At 59.6% G+C, this 15,102-nt stretch carries 15 protein-coding genes; 6 read left to right on the forward strand and 9 right to left on the reverse strand.

From position 1 onward, the window contains the following. Window positions 1–456: 456 nt before the first annotated feature. The 3 genes from E1K68_RS21475 to E1K68_RS21485 all read left to right on the forward strand — a co-directional run bounded on the left by E1K68_RS21475 (window position 457) and on the right by E1K68_RS21485 (window position 3,178). Window positions 457–1,089: a glutathione S-transferase gene (locus E1K68_RS21475; protein ID WP_003193711.1), complete on the forward strand. Its 633-nt coding sequence runs from the start codon at window positions 457–459 to the stop codon at window positions 1,087–1,089. An 88-nt stretch (window positions 1,090–1,177) separates the two neighbouring features. Then, window positions 1,178–2,584: an MFS transporter gene (locus tag E1K68_RS21480; protein ID WP_169856204.1), complete on the forward strand. Its 1,407-nt coding sequence runs from the start codon at window positions 1,178–1,180 to the stop codon at window positions 2,582–2,584. A 132-nt stretch (window positions 2,585–2,716) separates the two neighbouring features. Next, on the forward strand, window positions 2,717–3,178 hold the full coding sequence (locus E1K68_RS21485) for a hypothetical protein (RefSeq protein WP_034134344.1): 462 nt from the start codon (window positions 2,717–2,719) through the stop codon (window positions 3,176–3,178). Between the two features lie 99 nt (window positions 3,179–3,277). On the opposite strand, the gene E1K68_RS21490 is transcribed toward E1K68_RS21485, so the two are convergent. The 4 genes from E1K68_RS21490 to E1K68_RS21505 all read right to left on the reverse strand — a co-directional run bounded on the left by E1K68_RS21490 (window position 3,278) and on the right by E1K68_RS21505 (window position 6,702). Beyond that, the gene (locus tag E1K68_RS21490; protein WP_057711762.1) at window positions 3,278–4,231 is read right to left on the reverse strand and encodes an aliphatic sulfonate ABC transporter substrate-binding protein; all 954 of its coding nucleotides are present in this window, start codon (window positions 4,229–4,231) and stop codon (window positions 3,278–3,280) included. A 110-nt stretch (window positions 4,232–4,341) separates the two neighbouring features. Next, window positions 4,342–4,863: a sigma-70 family RNA polymerase sigma factor gene (locus E1K68_RS21495; protein ID WP_003193719.1), complete on the reverse strand. Its 522-nt coding sequence runs from the start codon at window positions 4,861–4,863 to the stop codon at window positions 4,342–4,344. A 108-nt stretch (window positions 4,864–4,971) separates the two neighbouring features. Continuing rightward, window positions 4,972–5,763 carry a PhnD/SsuA/transferrin family substrate-binding protein gene (locus E1K68_RS21500; RefSeq protein WP_034134346.1) on the reverse strand — a complete coding sequence of 264 codons (792 nt, stop codon included), beginning with the start codon at window positions 5,761–5,763 and terminating at the stop codon, window positions 4,972–4,974. Window positions 5,764–5,772: 9 nt separating this feature from the next. Further along, window positions 5,773–6,702, reverse strand: coding sequence for a fatty acid desaturase (locus E1K68_RS21505; protein ID WP_120248624.1), 930 nt, complete (start codon window positions 6,700–6,702; stop codon window positions 5,773–5,775). Between the two features lie 302 nt (window positions 6,703–7,004). On the opposite strand from E1K68_RS21505, the gene E1K68_RS21510 reads away from it, so the two are divergent. Further along, window positions 7,005–7,427 (forward strand): GNAT family N-acetyltransferase, encoded by a 423-nt coding sequence (locus tag E1K68_RS21510; RefSeq protein WP_003193728.1) that lies wholly within the window; start codon window positions 7,005–7,007, stop codon window positions 7,425–7,427. Between the two features lie 120 nt (window positions 7,428–7,547). Here the strand turns inward: E1K68_RS21510 and def are convergent, their stop codons facing one another. The 3 genes from def to E1K68_RS21525 form a co-directional block, all read right to left on the reverse strand. Continuing rightward, window positions 7,548–8,087 carry a peptide deformylase gene (def, locus tag E1K68_RS21515; protein WP_003193731.1) on the reverse strand — a complete coding sequence of 180 codons (540 nt, stop codon included), beginning with the start codon at window positions 8,085–8,087 and terminating at the stop codon, window positions 7,548–7,550. Beyond that, on the reverse strand, window positions 8,084–9,037 hold the full coding sequence (locus tag E1K68_RS21520) for a YihY/virulence factor BrkB family protein (RefSeq protein WP_003193733.1): 954 nt from the start codon (window positions 9,035–9,037) through the stop codon (window positions 8,084–8,086). Before E1K68_RS21520 ends, def begins: the two co-directional genes overlap by 4 nt. 180 nt (window positions 9,038–9,217) lie before the next feature. Beyond that, window positions 9,218–9,403: a CsbD family protein gene (locus E1K68_RS21525; protein ID WP_003193737.1), complete on the reverse strand. Its 186-nt coding sequence runs from the start codon at window positions 9,401–9,403 to the stop codon at window positions 9,218–9,220. A 201-nt stretch (window positions 9,404–9,604) separates the two neighbouring features. On the opposite strand from E1K68_RS21525, the gene E1K68_RS21530 reads away from it, so the two are divergent. After that, entirely contained in the window at window positions 9,605–9,982 is a 378-nt protein-coding gene (locus tag E1K68_RS21530; RefSeq protein WP_034134348.1) for a hypothetical protein, read from the forward strand. Window positions 9,983–10,145: 163 nt separating this feature from the next. Here the strand turns inward: E1K68_RS21530 and fadD1 are convergent, their stop codons facing one another. Together fadD1 and fadD2 are read right to left on the reverse strand one after the other, a co-directional pair. Further along, window positions 10,146–11,837, reverse strand: a complete 1,692-nt coding sequence (fadD1, locus tag E1K68_RS21535) for a long-chain-fatty-acid--CoA ligase FadD1 (RefSeq protein ID WP_003193742.1) — start codon at window positions 11,835–11,837, stop codon at window positions 10,146–10,148. Between the two features lie 382 nt (window positions 11,838–12,219). Then, complete coding sequence (gene fadD2 / locus E1K68_RS21540) at window positions 12,220–13,908, reverse strand: long-chain-fatty-acid--CoA ligase FadD2 (RefSeq protein ID WP_212614639.1); 1,689 nt, start codon at window positions 13,906–13,908, stop codon at window positions 12,220–12,222. 219 nt (window positions 13,909–14,127) lie between these two features. Here fadD2 and E1K68_RS21545 point away from each other — a divergent pair, with 219 nt between their 5' ends. Continuing rightward, window positions 14,128–15,072, forward strand: coding sequence for an alpha/beta hydrolase (locus E1K68_RS21545; RefSeq protein ID WP_137203920.1), 945 nt, complete (start codon window positions 14,128–14,130; stop codon window positions 15,070–15,072). Window positions 15,073–15,102: the final 30 nt, after the last annotated feature.

Raw genomic sequence — 15,102 nt, forward strand, 5'->3', positions numbered from 1 at the left:
ACCGAGCCTAAGCGAGGTGCCGAGTGGTGGGGCAAGAGCGTTTTGCTTACTTTTGCGCTTTTTTTCAAAAGTGAGCCGCCGTTGGGCGGAACCCTAAGTGGCCGTTACCTAAATAATGGATATGTACGCGGTCGAATCCAACATCCTGGTCGGCCGTCAGGCCGTCTTCGCAGGCAAGCCAGCTCCCACATTTGGATCGCGGTGCGTCAGTTAGAACAGCGTCGGCTATCCGGTCGTCACGGGAGCAAGCGCCCTCGCCACAGGTCCAGCGTCGCACCAAAGTTGTGTAGATACCTATGCTGCGATAGCGGTGTATCAGGCAACATCTTCATTGACTGACACAACGCTATCCCAGGCAAGCCAGCTCCCACATTTTCGACAGTGCCCGCTTCACACCCTCGCGGCCGTGCCCGGCTCCTGTTAGATTGGTCATTCTCCAAATGCCAGGGAAGCACCATGGGCCATTCACTGAAAATCCTGGGCCGTACCTCCTCCATCAACGTGCGCAAAGTACTGTGGACCTGCCAGGAACTGGGCATCGACTATGTGCGCGAAGACTGGGGCATCGGTTTCAAGCCTACCCAATCCCCCGATTTCCTCGCCTTGAACCCCAACGCGCAGGTGCCTGTACTGATCGACGACCATGGCGTGCTATGGGAGTCCAATACCATCTGTCGCTACCTTGTCGGCCTCTATCAGCGCCATGACTTGCTACCCGTTGAGCCTGCCTTGCGTGCACGGGTCGAACAGTGGATGGACTGGCAAGCCACCGAACTCAACCCTTCGTGGGGCTATGCGTTCCACGCACTGGTGCGTCAAAACCCGGACTATCAGGACCCGCAACGCATCCAGGCGGGTGTGCAGGCCTGGAACGACAAGATGGCCTTGCTGGAACAACAGTTGAGCAAGACCGGCGCCTACGTCGCCGGCCAAGAGTTCACCCTCGCTGACATCTTGATCGGCCTTTCGGTACATCGGTGGCAGATGACACCCATGGAGCGGCCACCCTACCCCGCCATCGCGGCGTATTACCAACGCCTCAGCCAGCACGCTGGCTTCAAGACGTTCGCGCTCGACGGCCACAATTAGAGAAGCAGTTGCGCGCTTTAAGCTCCAAGCCCAATAGCGCTTTGGCTTAAAGCTCGAAGCTTCCAACTCGCCTAACTCAAGGTTATTCATGCCCACACTCGCCGCCTGCGTCTCAGACCCCACCCGCGCCGCCCACATCAGCGCCCGCATCGACCGCCTGCCCGCCGTCGCCACTATTTGGCGCCTGGTGGCGTTACTCTCCATCGGCGGTTTTTTCGAGCTGTATGACCTGTTCCAAACCGCCTATATCAGCCCTGGCCTGATCAGCGACGGGATTTTTCATACCGGCAGCGAAGGTGTTTTCGGCTTCTCGGACCAAGCCGCTTTCGCCTCGGCCACGTTCCTGGGCCTGTTCCTCGGCGCCAGCCTGCTCAGCCCCATCGCCGACCGCTTCGGGCGCCGGGCGATTTTCACCTTTGCACTGGTCTGGTACACGGTGGCCACGGTGCTGATGGGCATCCAGACCTCGGCCGTGGGCATCATCTGCATGCGTTTTCTGGTGGGCATTGGCCTTGGCATCGAACTGGTGACCATCGACGCCTACCTTTCGGAACTGGTGCCCAAGCGCATGCGCAGTTCGGCGTTTGCCTTTGCGTTTTTTATCCAGTTTCTGTCCGTACCGGCCGTGGCGTTGATGTCGTGGTGGCTGGTGCCACAGGCGCCGTTCGGTATCGCCGGGTGGCGCTGGGTGGTGTTGAGCAGTGCAGTGTTTGCATTGTTTATCTGGCAACTGCGCAAGCGCCTGCCGGAGTCACCGCGCTGGCTTGCACAAAAGGGACGCTTCGAAGAAGCCGACACGATCCTGAACAACCTGGAGGCACGCTGCCAAAAGGATCACGGCAAGCCGCTGGACATGCCGGAGCCCGAAACGATCAGCGTGCAAGGCAGTGGCCGTTTCGCCGATATCTGGCAGCCGCCCTACCGCCGCCGCGCCTTGATGCTGATCGTGTTTCATGTATTCCAGGCCATCGGCTTCTTCGGCTTTGGCAACTGGCTGCCGGCCTTGCTCTCGGGCCAGGGGGTCAGCGTGACCCACAGCCTGCTCTACGCCTTCATCATCACCCTCGCCTACCCGCTGGGCCCGCTGTTGTTCGTCAAAGTGGCCAACCGCTTTGAGAACAAATGGCAGATTGTCGGCTCGGCCATGGGGGCGGTGATCTTCGGCAGCCTGTTTGCCCTGCAAACCACCGCGTTAGGGCTGATTTTCTGCGGGGTGATGATCACCTTCTGCAACGCCTGGCTGAGCTTCAGTTATCACTCCTACCAGAGCGAATTGTTCCCCACCAATATCCGTGCACGGGCGGTGGGGTTCTGTTATTCGTTCAGCCGTTTATCCACGGTGTTCAGCAGTTTGTTGATCGGTTTTATCCTCGAACACCTGGGCACGCCGGGTGTGTTGGCGTTTATCGCCAGCAGCATGTTGATCGTGATGATTACCATCAGTTGGTTCGGGCCACGCACGCGCAACCTGGCGCTGGAGAACATCGCTCACTGACGGCAACGGTTGGCCGCACAAGGAGAAGGCTTGCCACGCCGACGACTTCCGCCCCAGTAAACACTGGGGTCTGGCACCCGGCACAGTATTTGCTCCAGCTGTCGCACCGTCTGTTTTCATAGGTGACCGATCATGCTGGTTAACAACACTCAAGCGGCGTCGAACGTGCAACAGATCACGCGACCCGACATGGACCCCGCCAACGCCGCCGCCAGTGCGCTGTACAGCGGCGCTTTGCAGGCTGCGCAACACAGCGTCACAGTGCCGGCCGCGCAGAGGGAATTGGACAAGGCCAGCGATCGCATCGACGAAGCCTTCGCCAAGACCCGCGTGCAGTTACAGGCCACGACTAACGGGGCACGTACCGAGTTCACCGAATACATGAGCAAATCCCCGGCCGAACGTATTCGTGAACAGTTGCTCAAGGAACAAGGGCTGACCGAAGAGCAAGTGCAGGCGCTGCCCCAGGAAAAACAAGACGCCATCGCCAAACAAGTGGCCGAGCGCTTGAAGGAGCAACAACAGCAGCAGGTAGCGGCGAAGGCCACGGCTTCGCCAACCCAGACACTGAAGGAAACCCTGGCCGCTATCTAAACAGGTGGGAGCTGGCTTGCCTGCGATAGCATCACCTCAGCCCAACTGATACACCGAGGTGTCTGCATCGCAGGCAAGCCAGCTCCCACATTGTTCGGTTTAGCGGTCTGACTCAATGGGCTTGAAGACCACCTGCTGCACATCGACCTTTTTCGGGATCAGGCCGTTGGCAAAAAACAGGTCGGCGGTGCGTTGCTGGTTGGCGATGTCGATGGCCGCCAAGGGGCGGATCGGTTCAGGCGAGCGATGTTCGAAGTAGCTTTTGACCACCGCCGATGGCAGCCCTAGGGTGCCGGCCATCAGCGCGATGCTCGCGTCGGGCTGATCCAGCGACAGGCGCTGTGCTTTACCAAGCGTCTGGATAATCGTGGCGATGGCCTCGGGGTGCTGCTTGGCAAACGGGTGGTTGACCACGAAGAAACTGCCCGCAGGGTTCAGCCCTTGCCCATCCCCCAGCACGCGCGCCGAGCCGTCGATCACAGCGGCCGAGTAGTACGGGTCCCACACCACCCAGGCGTCCACCTTGCCTTGTTCAAACGCGGCACGGCCGTCGGAAGGCGACAGGTACACCACGTTCACATCCTTCCACTGCAACCCGGCGCGCAGCAGGCTCTTGAGAAACAGGTTGTGCGCACTGGAGCCCTTGAGCAACGCCACGCGCTTGCCCTTGAGTTCAGCCACGGTCTGCACCGTACTGGCCTTGGGCACCAGCACCGCTTCGGCCTTGCCCTCATTAGGCTCGACGGCGAAGTATTGCAAGTCTATCCCGGCCGCCTGGGCGAAGATCGGCGGGATGTCGCCAATATTGCCGATGTCCAGGCTGCCGGCGTTAAGCGCTTCGATCAGCGGCGGGCCGCCGAGAAATTCGGTCCACTGCACCTGTGTACCGGGCAGCGCCGCTTCGAAGAGTTTGTGCTCACGGGCGAGCACCATGCTGACCGAGCTTTTCTGGTAGCCGATGCGCAGCGTGGAAGGTTCGGCCGCTGAGGTGGGCTGCGCCAATACCGCCAATGCCAGCAGCGAACTGCCCAGCAGGTGTTTGATTGCTTTCATAAGTTGCCTCTTGGTGGTTCGATCAGATTCAAAGTGAGCACAGTAAGCGTGGAAGCTGGCGTGCCTGCGATGGCGGCCTGTCAGGGTCAGAGGTGTTGGCTGGCTCACCGCTATCGCAGGCAAGCCAGCTCCCACATTTGATCGGTGTGGGATTCAAGGCCGGTAACAGCGCGGGCCATATAGTCACTGACCGAGCGCTGGGAAATCCCCAGTTCGGCGGCGATCTGGGGGTACGTCAGGCCGTTGACGCGGGACAACAGGAACGTCGTCTTGATCTTGGCCGGCAAGCGGTCGAGTAATAGATCGATGGCTTGCAGGGCTTCGAGTACCTGGGCCCGATCCTCGGCGCAGGCGGCATCGTCATCCAGCGCAGCGAGGTAGGCACGCTCCAGGTCACGCCGGCGCCACACCTGGTATACGAGGCGCTGGGCAATGGTGGTAAGCAATGCGCGGGGCTGTCGTATCGGCGTTAGCTGAGGCGCACTCAGGAGCTGGACAAAGGCGTCGACGGCGATGTCTTCGGCGTGGGCACGGGAGTTGAGGTAGCGGTGCAAGCGGCTGCACAGCCAAGGGTAATGAATGCGAAACAGTGAGCCCACGTAATCGCTGTGAGCACTATCGGCGCCGGACATAGTGGCTCCTTCTGAGTAGGTTGCGCGGTATGTCCGGTGTTCCGGTGGAGCGATCCTAGCAAGGCTGCTTATGCTTTAATAATATTTAAAATGCATTTTTATATAACTCTATTGAAGTTTCGGGTAGCCGGCGCTGGCGGCCTGCCGTTGGTAATCCAACACCACCTGATAGTCGTCTTCGCTGGCAGGGAGCACGGTTTGCACACCCAAGGTTTGCGTCACCTGCGGCAGGTCCTGCAACGCCAGGTTCATCGCCTCCCGAATCTGCGCCACCTGCACGTCGCTCAAGCCCAGCGCGCCTATGTAGGGCAAAGTCGGGCTCGGCGCGCTGCGGGTGATGACGCGCAGGCCCGCCACCTCTTCGGGGGCGAATCGGGCGAGGTAGTCGTAGGTGACGCTGTCGATGGCAGCGAGGTCGGCGCGGTCTTCACGCAGCCAGCGCAAGCTCTCGCGGTGGGCGCCGCTGATGCCGACGCTGGCGAAGAACCGCCCGTCGTGCTGCAACGGCGCCACGCAGTGACGCAGCAGGTTCATGCCGCTGTTGGAGTCGTGACCGTTGATCACGCCGCGGCTCTGGTAGAACTGCGCCAGGCGGTTACGCGGGTTGTCAGCGCGGGTCAACAGCAGGCTGCAATGTTCGCCGTGGCTGCTGTGGACCAACTCGTAACGGGGGCGCCCAATGATGCGTACCTGGCCGCGCAATTGGGTCATCAGCGGGTAGCCGCAGGTTTGGCTGACGAGCAATTGCGGCGAAAGCCACAGGCCGGGCAAGTCGAGGTGGTCGGCGTCAAGACGATGCAGCTTCAAGCGCTCAAGGATGCGCGCCAGCCAGCGTTGATTGGCCTGCTGGATGGGCTGGGGCGCAACGTACATGCGCAGGTCGGCGTAATGCTCACTCATGGTCGCCTCTCAGGCAAACGGGTGCCGGGGGCTGTCGATGGCCTTGAGGCCGTGGCGGCTGATCAACTGGCCGTAACCCTGCACCAGGAAACCGCCGCTGCGCGCCAGCCACTGCTCGCGCCGGGCACGGTACACCCTGGGCAGCAGGTACCACGGCAACTTTGGCAGATCGTGGTGTACCAGATGCAGATTGTTGTTGAGAAACAGCCAGGCCCAAGGCCAAGACGCTTCGTTAAGCACTGTGCGCTGTTCCGGCCGGAGATGGGGGCGGTGCTCATAGTAGGAACGGATCGAGGCCAGGGACAAGGCTGGCACGCTGACCAGCAGCAGGTAATGCCACACCGCAAGCGCGCTGTAGTAGGCGATGAAAATCAGCATCAGCACAGTGACGGCGCCGTGGGCCAGCCACATCGGCCATACCTGAGGCAGACGTTGAAATTCGTGACGTGCCAACCGGCCAATCGCCAACGGCGCTGCCAGCAGGAAGCGGCCAAGCACGGTCTTGGTCAGCCAATGCAGGCCACGTTCGAACAGCGAGCTGTTGTTCCATTGCTGCTGATTGAGGTAGCGGCTTTCCGGGTCGATGCCCGGTAGGGTCAGGTCGTGGTCGTTATGGTGCAACAGGTGGCTGTCGCGGTACAGCGTGTAGGGATACCACACCGCGAACGGGGCATAGCCGAGGAGTTTATTCAGCCATAACGAACGAGTCGGGTGGCCGTGGAGCAATTCGTGCTGCACCGATAGCCACAGGGTCACCAGCGGAATCAGCAGCAACATGCTCAGCCACAGGCCCAGCCACCAGCTGCCAAGGATCACCGCGAACCAGCCGGCATATACGCTGATCAACAGCAGCCAGGTCGGCCACTCGGTTCTTGCCACAAAGGTCGTCGCCAGGGCTTCGATTTCCCGGCGGTGGGTCGGATCAAGGTAATTGGCCATCGGCAGCTCAGAGCAGGTGTTTCCTGCTCTGTGCAATGAGGCGGGAAAATCTTGCAGATCGTTTGGTTCTAAGCTTACAACTCAGTGACCGAACAGGCCTGCTTCGGATTTTTTGGTCTTCTTGTCCGCGCGTTTTTCATCCGCGGTCTTTGCCGGTTTTTTCTTCGCGGCTTTCTTTGAATCCATACCTTTGGCCATGATGCATGCTCCACTAACAGGGGATGTAGCACTGGGTATACCACCTATTGCCCGGCAGAAGGCGCTTATAATCCCCTGCCCTGGATAACGCTTGTCTGAACCCCATGCCCCCATTGCACATCGAACCGCTGGCCGAGCCTCTGTGGCCACTGCTGAACAAGTTTTACCGCAGCCACAATTCATCGATGAAGGCGCTCAAGGGCGGCCGTTTGTGGGTAGTGCGAGATGGCGAGATCGTGGCCGGCTTGTGCTTGAGCCCGGTGGTGGGCGGGCAGTGGCTGACGGGGGTGTTTGTGGCGCCGACTCATCGTGGCCAGGGGCTGGCGGCTCGATTGATCGGCGAGGCCGTGGCGGGTATTGAGGGGACGGTTTGGTTGCTGTGCCATCCGGACCTGGAACGGTTGTATCAGAGGATGGGGTTCAGCCAGGACACGGTTTTGCCGCAATCGCTGAGTGAACGGCTGGTGCGTTACAAGCGCAATAAGCCGATGATTGCGATGGGGCTCAATGCCCAGGATAAACACTGAACCCATGTGGGAGCTGGCTTGCCTGCCATGGCGGTGGGCCAGCCAATCTATCTGTGACAGATACACCGCTATCGCAGGCAAGCCAGCTCCCACAGTTGAACTGTGGGTGTGTCAGAAGGGCTATTCGTCAGCCGTTGGGTCCAGCTCCGGGAACATCACTTCAATAAACCCGAATTTGCTGAAATCGGTAATCCGCGACGGGTACAGCCGGCCGATCAAATGGTCGCACTCATGCTGCACCACCCGCGCATGGAAACCGTCGGCAAAGCGTACGATCGGCTCGCCTTTGGGGTCGAACCCTTCGTAGCGAATCTGCTGGTAACGGTTCACGGCGCCGCGCAGGCCTGGCACCGACAGGCAACCTTCATAGCCCTCTTCCAGTACCGGGCTGAGCGGTGTGATCAGCGGGTTGATCAGGATGGTCTGCGGCACCGGCGGCGCGTCCGGGTAGCGTTCGCTGGCTTCGAAACCGAAGATCACCAGTTGCAGGTCCACCCCAATCTGCGGCGCGGCCAGGCCAACGCCGCCCACGTGCTCCATGGTCTGGAACATATCGTCGATCAGTTGCCACAGCTCCGGGCTGTCGAACATTTCCGGCGGTACCGGCGGGGCGATACGCAGCAGGCGCTCGTCGCCCATTTTCAGGATTTCACGGATCATTGTTCAGGCTCGGTCATGGGCTTGGAGTGGTCCCGGCCTAGGCCAGAGACGTGTTGTTTTTCATCGGTGTGGCCCGGCTCGCCTATTTCTTTCTCACCGGGGTCCTTGCCCTCGGCAGACATATGCTCGATGACCGCGTTCATCTCCGCGCCCAGCAGCAATACGGCGGCAGAGATGTAGAAATACAGGAGCAAGACAATGATCGCGCCGATGCTGCCATACATGGCGTTGTAGTCCGCGAAGGTCTTGACGTAGTAGCCAAAGCCCAGGGAGGCGACGATCCATACCACCACGGCCAAGACGGAGCCGGGGGTGATAAAGCGAAACTCCTGCTCAACGTCCGGCATCACGTAATACATGAGGGCCACGGCGAACATCAGCAAGATCACAATCAGCGGCCAGCGCAGGATGGTCCACAGCGTGACCACGAATTCCTGCATGCCGATCTGCCCGGCCAGCCACTCCATGACCTGTGGGCCCAGCACCATCAGCGCGGCGGCGGCCAGCAGCATGCCAGCGATGCCCACGGTGTAGAAAATCGACAGTGGGAAACGCTTCCAGATCGGCCGCCCTTCCACCACGTCGTAGGCGGCGTTCATGGCGCTCATCATCAGGCGCACGCCCGCAGAGGCCGTCCACAGTGCGATGACGATACCCACCGAGAGCAAGCCGCCCTTGGACTGCTGCAACTGATCGATCACCGGGTTGACCTGTTCCAGCGCCTGGGGAGGCAACACCAACTCCGATTGCAGGCGCAGCCAGGTGAAGAAGTCAGGCAGGTGCAGGAAACCGATCAGGGCAATGAGAAACAGCAGGAACGGAAACAAAGAGAACAGCATCTGGTAGGCCAGTGCCGAGGCGTAGGTAGGCATCTCGTCATCGACGAATTCCTTGACGGTGCGTACCAGCACCTTGTGCAGCTTGAGACCATCGAGTACCGGAAAAAGCATAGCGTCTCCTTTCGCCGCAAAGAGGTTGAGTTCGTGGGCGACTCAGGGGCCGTTTTCTACATCAAAGTAGCCCATTTGGCGACTTTGAAACAATTTCGAAAGTTTAGTTGCACCTTCAGATACAAAAACGGCCATCCGTGGATGGCCGTCGGGCTGCTGGGGGCTGCCCGCCAGGACGTGTTACTCAGTGGCTTTTTTCACTGCGTCCTTGGTCTTGCCCACTGCTTGCTGCGCTTCGCCTTTTTTCTCTTGGATCACACCTTCAGCACGCAGTTTGTCGTTGTCTGTGACTTTACCGACGCCTTGCTTGATGTTACCCACAGCTTCGTTCGCCAAGCCCTTTACCTTATCGGAAGTGCTGCTCATGGTATTACTCCTGATAACAATCAAATGGTTTTTGGTCACTACGTAGCGGTTGACCTGAAGCGCAACGGCAGAGTTTCAATTATTTTTGCGCAAGCATTTCATCGAAAGCGGCAGGTTTGGCTTTATGTTTTGCAGCCAACCCACGAGAATGCCCGGCACATTCAGGCTGCAACGCTGAATAACAGATCCCGTAGGAAGGTTATGAAACTCAATAAAGCACAGGCCATTGCCCGCAGAAACCAGGAACTGGGCGGTGCCGTACTCGGCGTCAACAACTGCCACTTCACCGACCTGGACCGCAAACGCAACATCTGGTGGTTCGACCTGCCGGTGGGGCGCATTGCCGTGGGCCAGTACGAGTGGATCCACCTGTTGATGCACAACGCCGACACCGACCAGTTGCTGCACCTGAAGGTGCCGACCGTGTTCCTGCGTGAAAAACTCGAAGGGCTGGTGGTACGCAATGCGGGCAAGCGCAAGCCGGAGATTACCCTGGAGTTGAGTGCCGATAAGGATTCGTTCTTGAAGGACGTACGCCCCGCCGGTGCGGGTGTGAGCTTCGCGCAGTTCGTGCTGTAACCCCGGTAACCCTGTGGGAGCGGGCTTGCCCGCGATAGCAGTGAGTCAGGCGATACAGCAGTAGCCGGTGTAGCGCTATCGCAGGCAAGCCAGCTCCCACAGGGGGTAAGTGTTTCGCCAGCGCCCCCATAAAAAACCCCGCATCAGCGGGGTTTTTTATGGGTTACTTTTTAAGACCGAGTTTCTTCAGCTCTTCATCCCGCAATTCACGCCGCAAGATCTTGCCCACGTTGGTAGTCGGCAACGCATCACGGAACTCCACGGCCTTGGGCACCTTGTAGCCGGTGACGTTGGCACGCATGTGTTCCATCACCTGGTCCTTGGTCAGGGTAGCCCCTGGCTTGACCACGATGAACAACTTGATGTGCTCACCGGATTTTTCATCCGGTACGCCGATGGCCGCACACTGCAGCACGCCCGGCAGGCCCGCCAGCACGTCTTCCAGCTCGTTGGGGTAGACGTTGAAACCGGAGACCAGAATCATGTCCTTCTTGCGGTCGACGATACGCATGTAGCCGTCTGGCTGGATGATCGCGATGTCGCCGGTTTTCAGCCAGCCTTCGCTGTCGAGCATCTCGTCGGTGGCGTCCTGGCGCTGCCAGTAGCCCTTCATCACTTGCGGACCTTTCACACACAGCTCGCCGGTTTCACCCAGTGCAAGCTCGGTGCCGTCGTCAGCGATGACTTTACACGCGGTGGAAGGCACCGGAATGCCAATGGTGCCGATCTGGATGTGCTGGATCGGGTTGACCGTGGCCACCGGGCTGGTTTCGGTCATGCCGTAGCCTTCGCAGATCGCGCAGCCGGTCACCGCCTTCCAACGCTCCGCCGCTGCCAGTTGCAACGCCATGCCCCCCGACAGGGTGACCTTCAGCGCAGAGAAGTCCAGCTTGCGGAAACCTTCGTTGTTGCACAGCGCCACAAACAGGGTGTTGAGGCCGACGAAGCCGCTGAACTTCCACTTCGACAGTTCCTTGACCATCGCCGGCAGGTCGCGCGGGTTGCTGATCAGGATGTTGTGGTTGCCGATCAGCATCATCGCCATGCAATGAAAGGTGAAGGCATAGATGTGGTACAGCGGCAGCGGCGTGATCAGGATCTCGCAGCCTTCGTTGAGGTTGGAGCCCATCAGCGCCTTGCATTGCAGCATGTTGGCCACGAGATTGCGGTGGGTCAGCATCGCGCCCTTGGCCACGCCGGTGGTACCGCCGGTGTATTGCAGCACGGCCACATCGCCGCTGGCCGGGCTGGCATCGTCGACCGGCTGGCCATGGCCCTTGGCGAGCACGTCGTTGAACTTGATGGCCTGAGGCAAGTGATAGGCCGGGACCATTTTCTTCACGTACTTGATCACGCTGTTGATCAGCACGCGCTTGAACGGCGAGAGCAGGTCGGCAACTTCGGTGACGATCACGTGCTTGACGGCGGTCTTGGGCACGACTTTTTCAGCCAGGTGCGCCATGTTGGCCAGGCAAACCAGGGCCTTGGCCCCCGAATCATTGAATTGGTGCTCCATCTCCCGCGCGGTGTACAGCGGGTTGGTGTTGACCACGATGAGGCCGGCGCGGATCGCACCGAATACAGCGACGGGGTATTGCAGAACGTTGGGCAGTTGCACGGCGATTCGATCGCCAGGCTTCAAGTCGGTATGCTGTTGCAGATACGCGGCAAATGCGCCGGACAATTCGTACAATTCACCGTAGGTGATGGTCTTGCCCAGATTGCTGAAAGCCGGTTTGTTAGCGAAGCGCTGGCAGGACTGCTTCAGTACCGCCTGAATATTCGGATACTCGTCTGGATTGATCTGTGCAGCAATCCCGGCGGGGTACTTATCCTTCCAAAAGTCTTCATTCATGGAAGCCCACTCCTCAGCGACGCGAATTCATCATCGCATTTGATGCGATTATTATTGGTGTATGTTTTTAGGTGAGTCTGGCGCTTTAAAGCAGGCCTAGAAGTCACAAAGCGCGCCGAGAGTAGCAGCTTTGCCAAGGGCCGCCTAGAGCCAAAAGAGGGCCCTACAGTCATAAACATGACTCAAGAATATCCAATGGTCACTTTTAGAGCAAAAATTCTATAACTCCAGAAATGGCTCTAGAACAGGCTTTCAAGGGCGAAAAATACAGTGTGGGAGCTGGCTTGCCTGCGACAGCGGTGGACCAGTCAATTCAACAGGTGACTGAAACACTGCTATCGCAGGCAGACCAGCTCCCACATTTTTTGTACCCGGTTTCAATTCAAGCGATGTCGCGCAGCTCCCGGCGCAGAATTTTCCCCACCGGCGTCATCGGCAACGACTCCCTCAACACAATATGCTTGGGCACCTTGTACCCGGTGAAGTTGGCCTTGCAGTACGCCTTCAGCTCCTCAAGGCTCACCCCCTGGGCCCGTGCCACCACGAACAGCTTCACCGCCTCCCCTGTGCGCTCGTCCGGCACGCCGATCACGGCGCAGTTGGCCACGGCCGGGTGGGCCATGATCACGTCTTCGATTTCGTTGGGGTACACGTTGAAACCCGAGACGATGATCAAATCCTTCTTGCGATCCACAATGCTGATGTAGCCATCGGTGTCGATCACCGCAATGTCGCCAGTCTTCAACCAGCCATCGGCGTCCAGGGTTTCGGCGGTGGCGGCCGGTTGCTGCCAGTAGCCCTTCATTACTTGTGGGCCCTGGATGCACAGCTCGCCGCGCTCGCCCAACGGCAGTTCTTGCCCCAGGTCATCCACGACTTTCATCGCCGTCCCCGGCACTGGGATGCCCACGGTACCCAGGCGCGATAGCCCGCCGTAGGGGTTGGTACTGGCTACCGGCGAGGTTTCGGTGAGGCCGTAGCCTTCGCCGATGGCGCAGCCGGTCAGCGCCTTCCAGCGTTCCGCCGTGGCCTTGACCAGGGCGGTGCCGCCGGAATTGGTGATCTTCAGGTGGGAGAAATCCAGGGTCTTGAAATCCGGGTGGTCCATCAGCGCCACAAACAGTGTGTTCAGCCCCAACAGACCGGAGAACTGCCACTGCTTGAGCTCCTTGATAAACCCGCCGATGTCCCGTGGGTTGGTGATCAGCACGTTGTGGTTGCCGGAGACCATCATGCACATGCAATTGGCCGTGAAGGCATAGATGTGGTACAGCGGCAGCGGTGCAATCATTACCTCCTGCCCTTCCTTGATCAGCGGATGGCCGTCGTCGCCCAGTTGCGACATGCAGGCCCGCACCTGCTGCATATTCGCCACCAGGTTGCCGTGGGTGAGCATCGCGCCCTTGGCCAGCCCAGTGGTGCCGCCGGTGTATTGCAGCACGGCGACGTCGTCCAGGGTCACCGGATGGCGCGTCACTCCAAGGCCCGCGCCCATGCGCAGGGCGCGCTTGAACGACACCGCCCGCGGCAGGTAGTAGGCCGGGACCATCTTCTTGACTTTGTCGACCACGGTGTTGACCAGCCAGCCTTTGGCGGCTGGCATGAAGTCGCCCATCCTGGCTTCGATCAGGTAGTCGATTTCGGTGTCGGTGCACACCTCCTGCACCCGCGAGCCGAACAGGTTGAGGTAGACCAGCGCCCGCACACCGGCATCCTTGAACTGGTGGCGCATCTCGCGCGGGGTATACAGCGGGTTGGTGTTGACCACGATCAGCCCGGCGCGCAGTGCGCCGAACACCGCAACCGGGTAATGCAGCACGTTGGGCAGCTGCACCGCGATGCGCTCACCGGGCTTGAGGTCGGTGTGCTGCTGCAGGTAACCGGCAAACGCCGCACTCTGGCGTTCAAGCTCGGCGTAGGTGAGGGTAATGCCCATGCTGCTGAATGCCGGACGGTCGGCAAAGGTCTTGCAGGAACGCTCGAAGACCTCGATCACCGACTTGTAGGTGCTGAGGTCGATGGCATTGGGGACTCCCGCCGCGCGTTTGTCATTCCAGAAATCAGGTTGCATTATTCTTGTCCTCTTTACCTGAGTGTGTCCGGCCGCTGCCATGCAAATGCGCAGCAATAAGAAGCGGAGCTTTGGGGAAGTTAGCAGCTATGGCCAAACAGGCAAGACACTGAACTGTGTCATTGATTGTATGAATCTTGTACCTAAGGCGTAGGCAGATACCCCGCCCCACGCCGGATGAGCTATACAATGCAACCACCCTGAGCAAAGGAAGCCGCCATGAACCACAGCACCTTCTGGCTGACCGCGAACGACCACACCCGCCTGTACGTCAACCAATGGATGCCCGACGGCTCGCCCAAGGCCGTGGTGATGATTTCCCATGGCATGGCCGAGCACGGCGGCCGCTATGCACGCCTGGCGCAGGCATTGTGTGCAGCAGGCCTGGGTGTGTATGCGCTGGACCAGCGTGGGCATGGCCGTACCGCCGAGGCCGGCACCGTTGGGTTGTATGCTGAAACGGACGGCTGGAACAAAGTGGTGGGCGATCTGGCCAGCCTCAATCAGCACATTGGCCAACAGCACCCCGGGCTGCCGATCATCCTGCTGGGCCACAGCATGGGCAGCTACATCTCCCAGGCGTACTTGCTGCATCACAGTGCCAGCCTGCATGGGGCAATTCTCAGCGGTTCGAATTTCCAGCCGGTGGCCCTCTACCGTGCAGCGCAAATCATTGCGCGCATCGAGCGAGCACGCCAAGGCCTGCGAGGACGCAGTGCGTTGATCGACTTCTTGTCGTTCGGCTCATTCAACAAAGCCTTCAAACCCAATCGCACCCAGTTCGACTGGCTCAGCCGCGACCCGGTTGAAGTGGACAACTACATCAACGACCCACTCTGTGGCTTTCGTTGCACCAATCAATTGTGGATCGACCTGTTGGGCGGCTTGCAGCAGATCAGCAAAGTCTCCAACCTGGCGCAGATCGACCCCGGCCTGCCGATCCTGGTGATGGGCGGCGATTGTGATCCGGTGAGTGAAGGCAAGCGTCTCAAGGATCTGGCCCATGCCCTGCGTGAGGCCGGTTGCCAGGACGTGCAATTGACGCTCTACCCGCAGGCGCGTCATGAAGTGTTCAACGAAACCAACCGGGATGAAGTCACCGCCGACCTGCTGGCCTGGCTCGACCAGGCGCTGGCGTTGCGCAGGCCCACCCGCTGCGAATAGTTTTTGCTTTAAAATCAGCCGATTAATTAC

The sequence above is a fragment of the Pseudomonas sp. B2021 genome (assembly GCF_018135665.1).
GTDB lineage: Bacteria > Pseudomonadota > Gammaproteobacteria > Pseudomonadales > Pseudomonadaceae > Aquipseudomonas > Aquipseudomonas lactis.

Excerpts from the sequence above, each read along its gene's own strand:
- E1K68_RS21485 (WP_034134344.1), top strand. The coding sequence starts at position 2,717 with ATGCTGGTTAACAACACTCAAGCGGCGTCGAACGTGCAACAGATCACG.
- E1K68_RS21510 (WP_003193728.1), top strand. The coding sequence starts at position 7,005 with ATGCCCCCATTGCACATCGAACCGCTGGCCGAGCCTCTGTGGCCACTG.
- fadD2 (WP_212614639.1), bottom strand. The coding sequence starts at position 13,908 with ATGCAACCTGATTTCTGGAATGACAAACGCGCGGCGGGAGTCCCCAAT.
- E1K68_RS21520 (WP_003193733.1), bottom strand. The coding sequence starts at position 9,037 with ATGCTTTTTCCGGTACTCGATGGTCTCAAGCTGCACAAGGTGCTGGTA.
- E1K68_RS21530 (WP_034134348.1), top strand. The coding sequence starts at position 9,605 with ATGAAACTCAATAAAGCACAGGCCATTGCCCGCAGAAACCAGGAACTG.
- def (WP_003193731.1), bottom strand. The coding sequence starts at position 8,087 with ATGATCCGTGAAATCCTGAAAATGGGCGACGAGCGCCTGCTGCGTATC.
- E1K68_RS21505 (WP_120248624.1), bottom strand. The coding sequence starts at position 6,702 with ATGGCCAATTACCTTGATCCGACCCACCGCCGGGAAATCGAAGCCCTG.
- E1K68_RS21500 (WP_034134346.1), bottom strand. The coding sequence starts at position 5,763 with ATGAGTGAGCATTACGCCGACCTGCGCATGTACGTTGCGCCCCAGCCC.
- E1K68_RS21525 (WP_003193737.1), bottom strand. The coding sequence starts at position 9,403 with ATGAGCAGCACTTCCGATAAGGTAAAGGGCTTGGCGAACGAAGCTGTG.
- E1K68_RS21490 (WP_057711762.1), bottom strand. The coding sequence starts at position 4,231 with ATGAAAGCAATCAAACACCTGCTGGGCAGTTCGCTGCTGGCATTGGCG.
- fadD1 (WP_003193742.1), bottom strand. The coding sequence starts at position 11,837 with ATGAATGAAGACTTTTGGAAGGATAAGTACCCCGCCGGGATTGCTGCA.
- E1K68_RS21495 (WP_003193719.1), bottom strand. The coding sequence starts at position 4,863 with ATGTCCGGCGCCGATAGTGCTCACAGCGATTACGTGGGCTCACTGTTT.
- E1K68_RS21480 (WP_169856204.1), top strand. The coding sequence starts at position 1,178 with ATGCCCACACTCGCCGCCTGCGTCTCAGACCCCACCCGCGCCGCCCAC.
- E1K68_RS21545 (WP_137203920.1), top strand. The coding sequence starts at position 14,128 with ATGAACCACAGCACCTTCTGGCTGACCGCGAACGACCACACCCGCCTG.
- E1K68_RS21475 (WP_003193711.1), top strand. The coding sequence starts at position 457 with ATGGGCCATTCACTGAAAATCCTGGGCCGTACCTCCTCCATCAACGTG.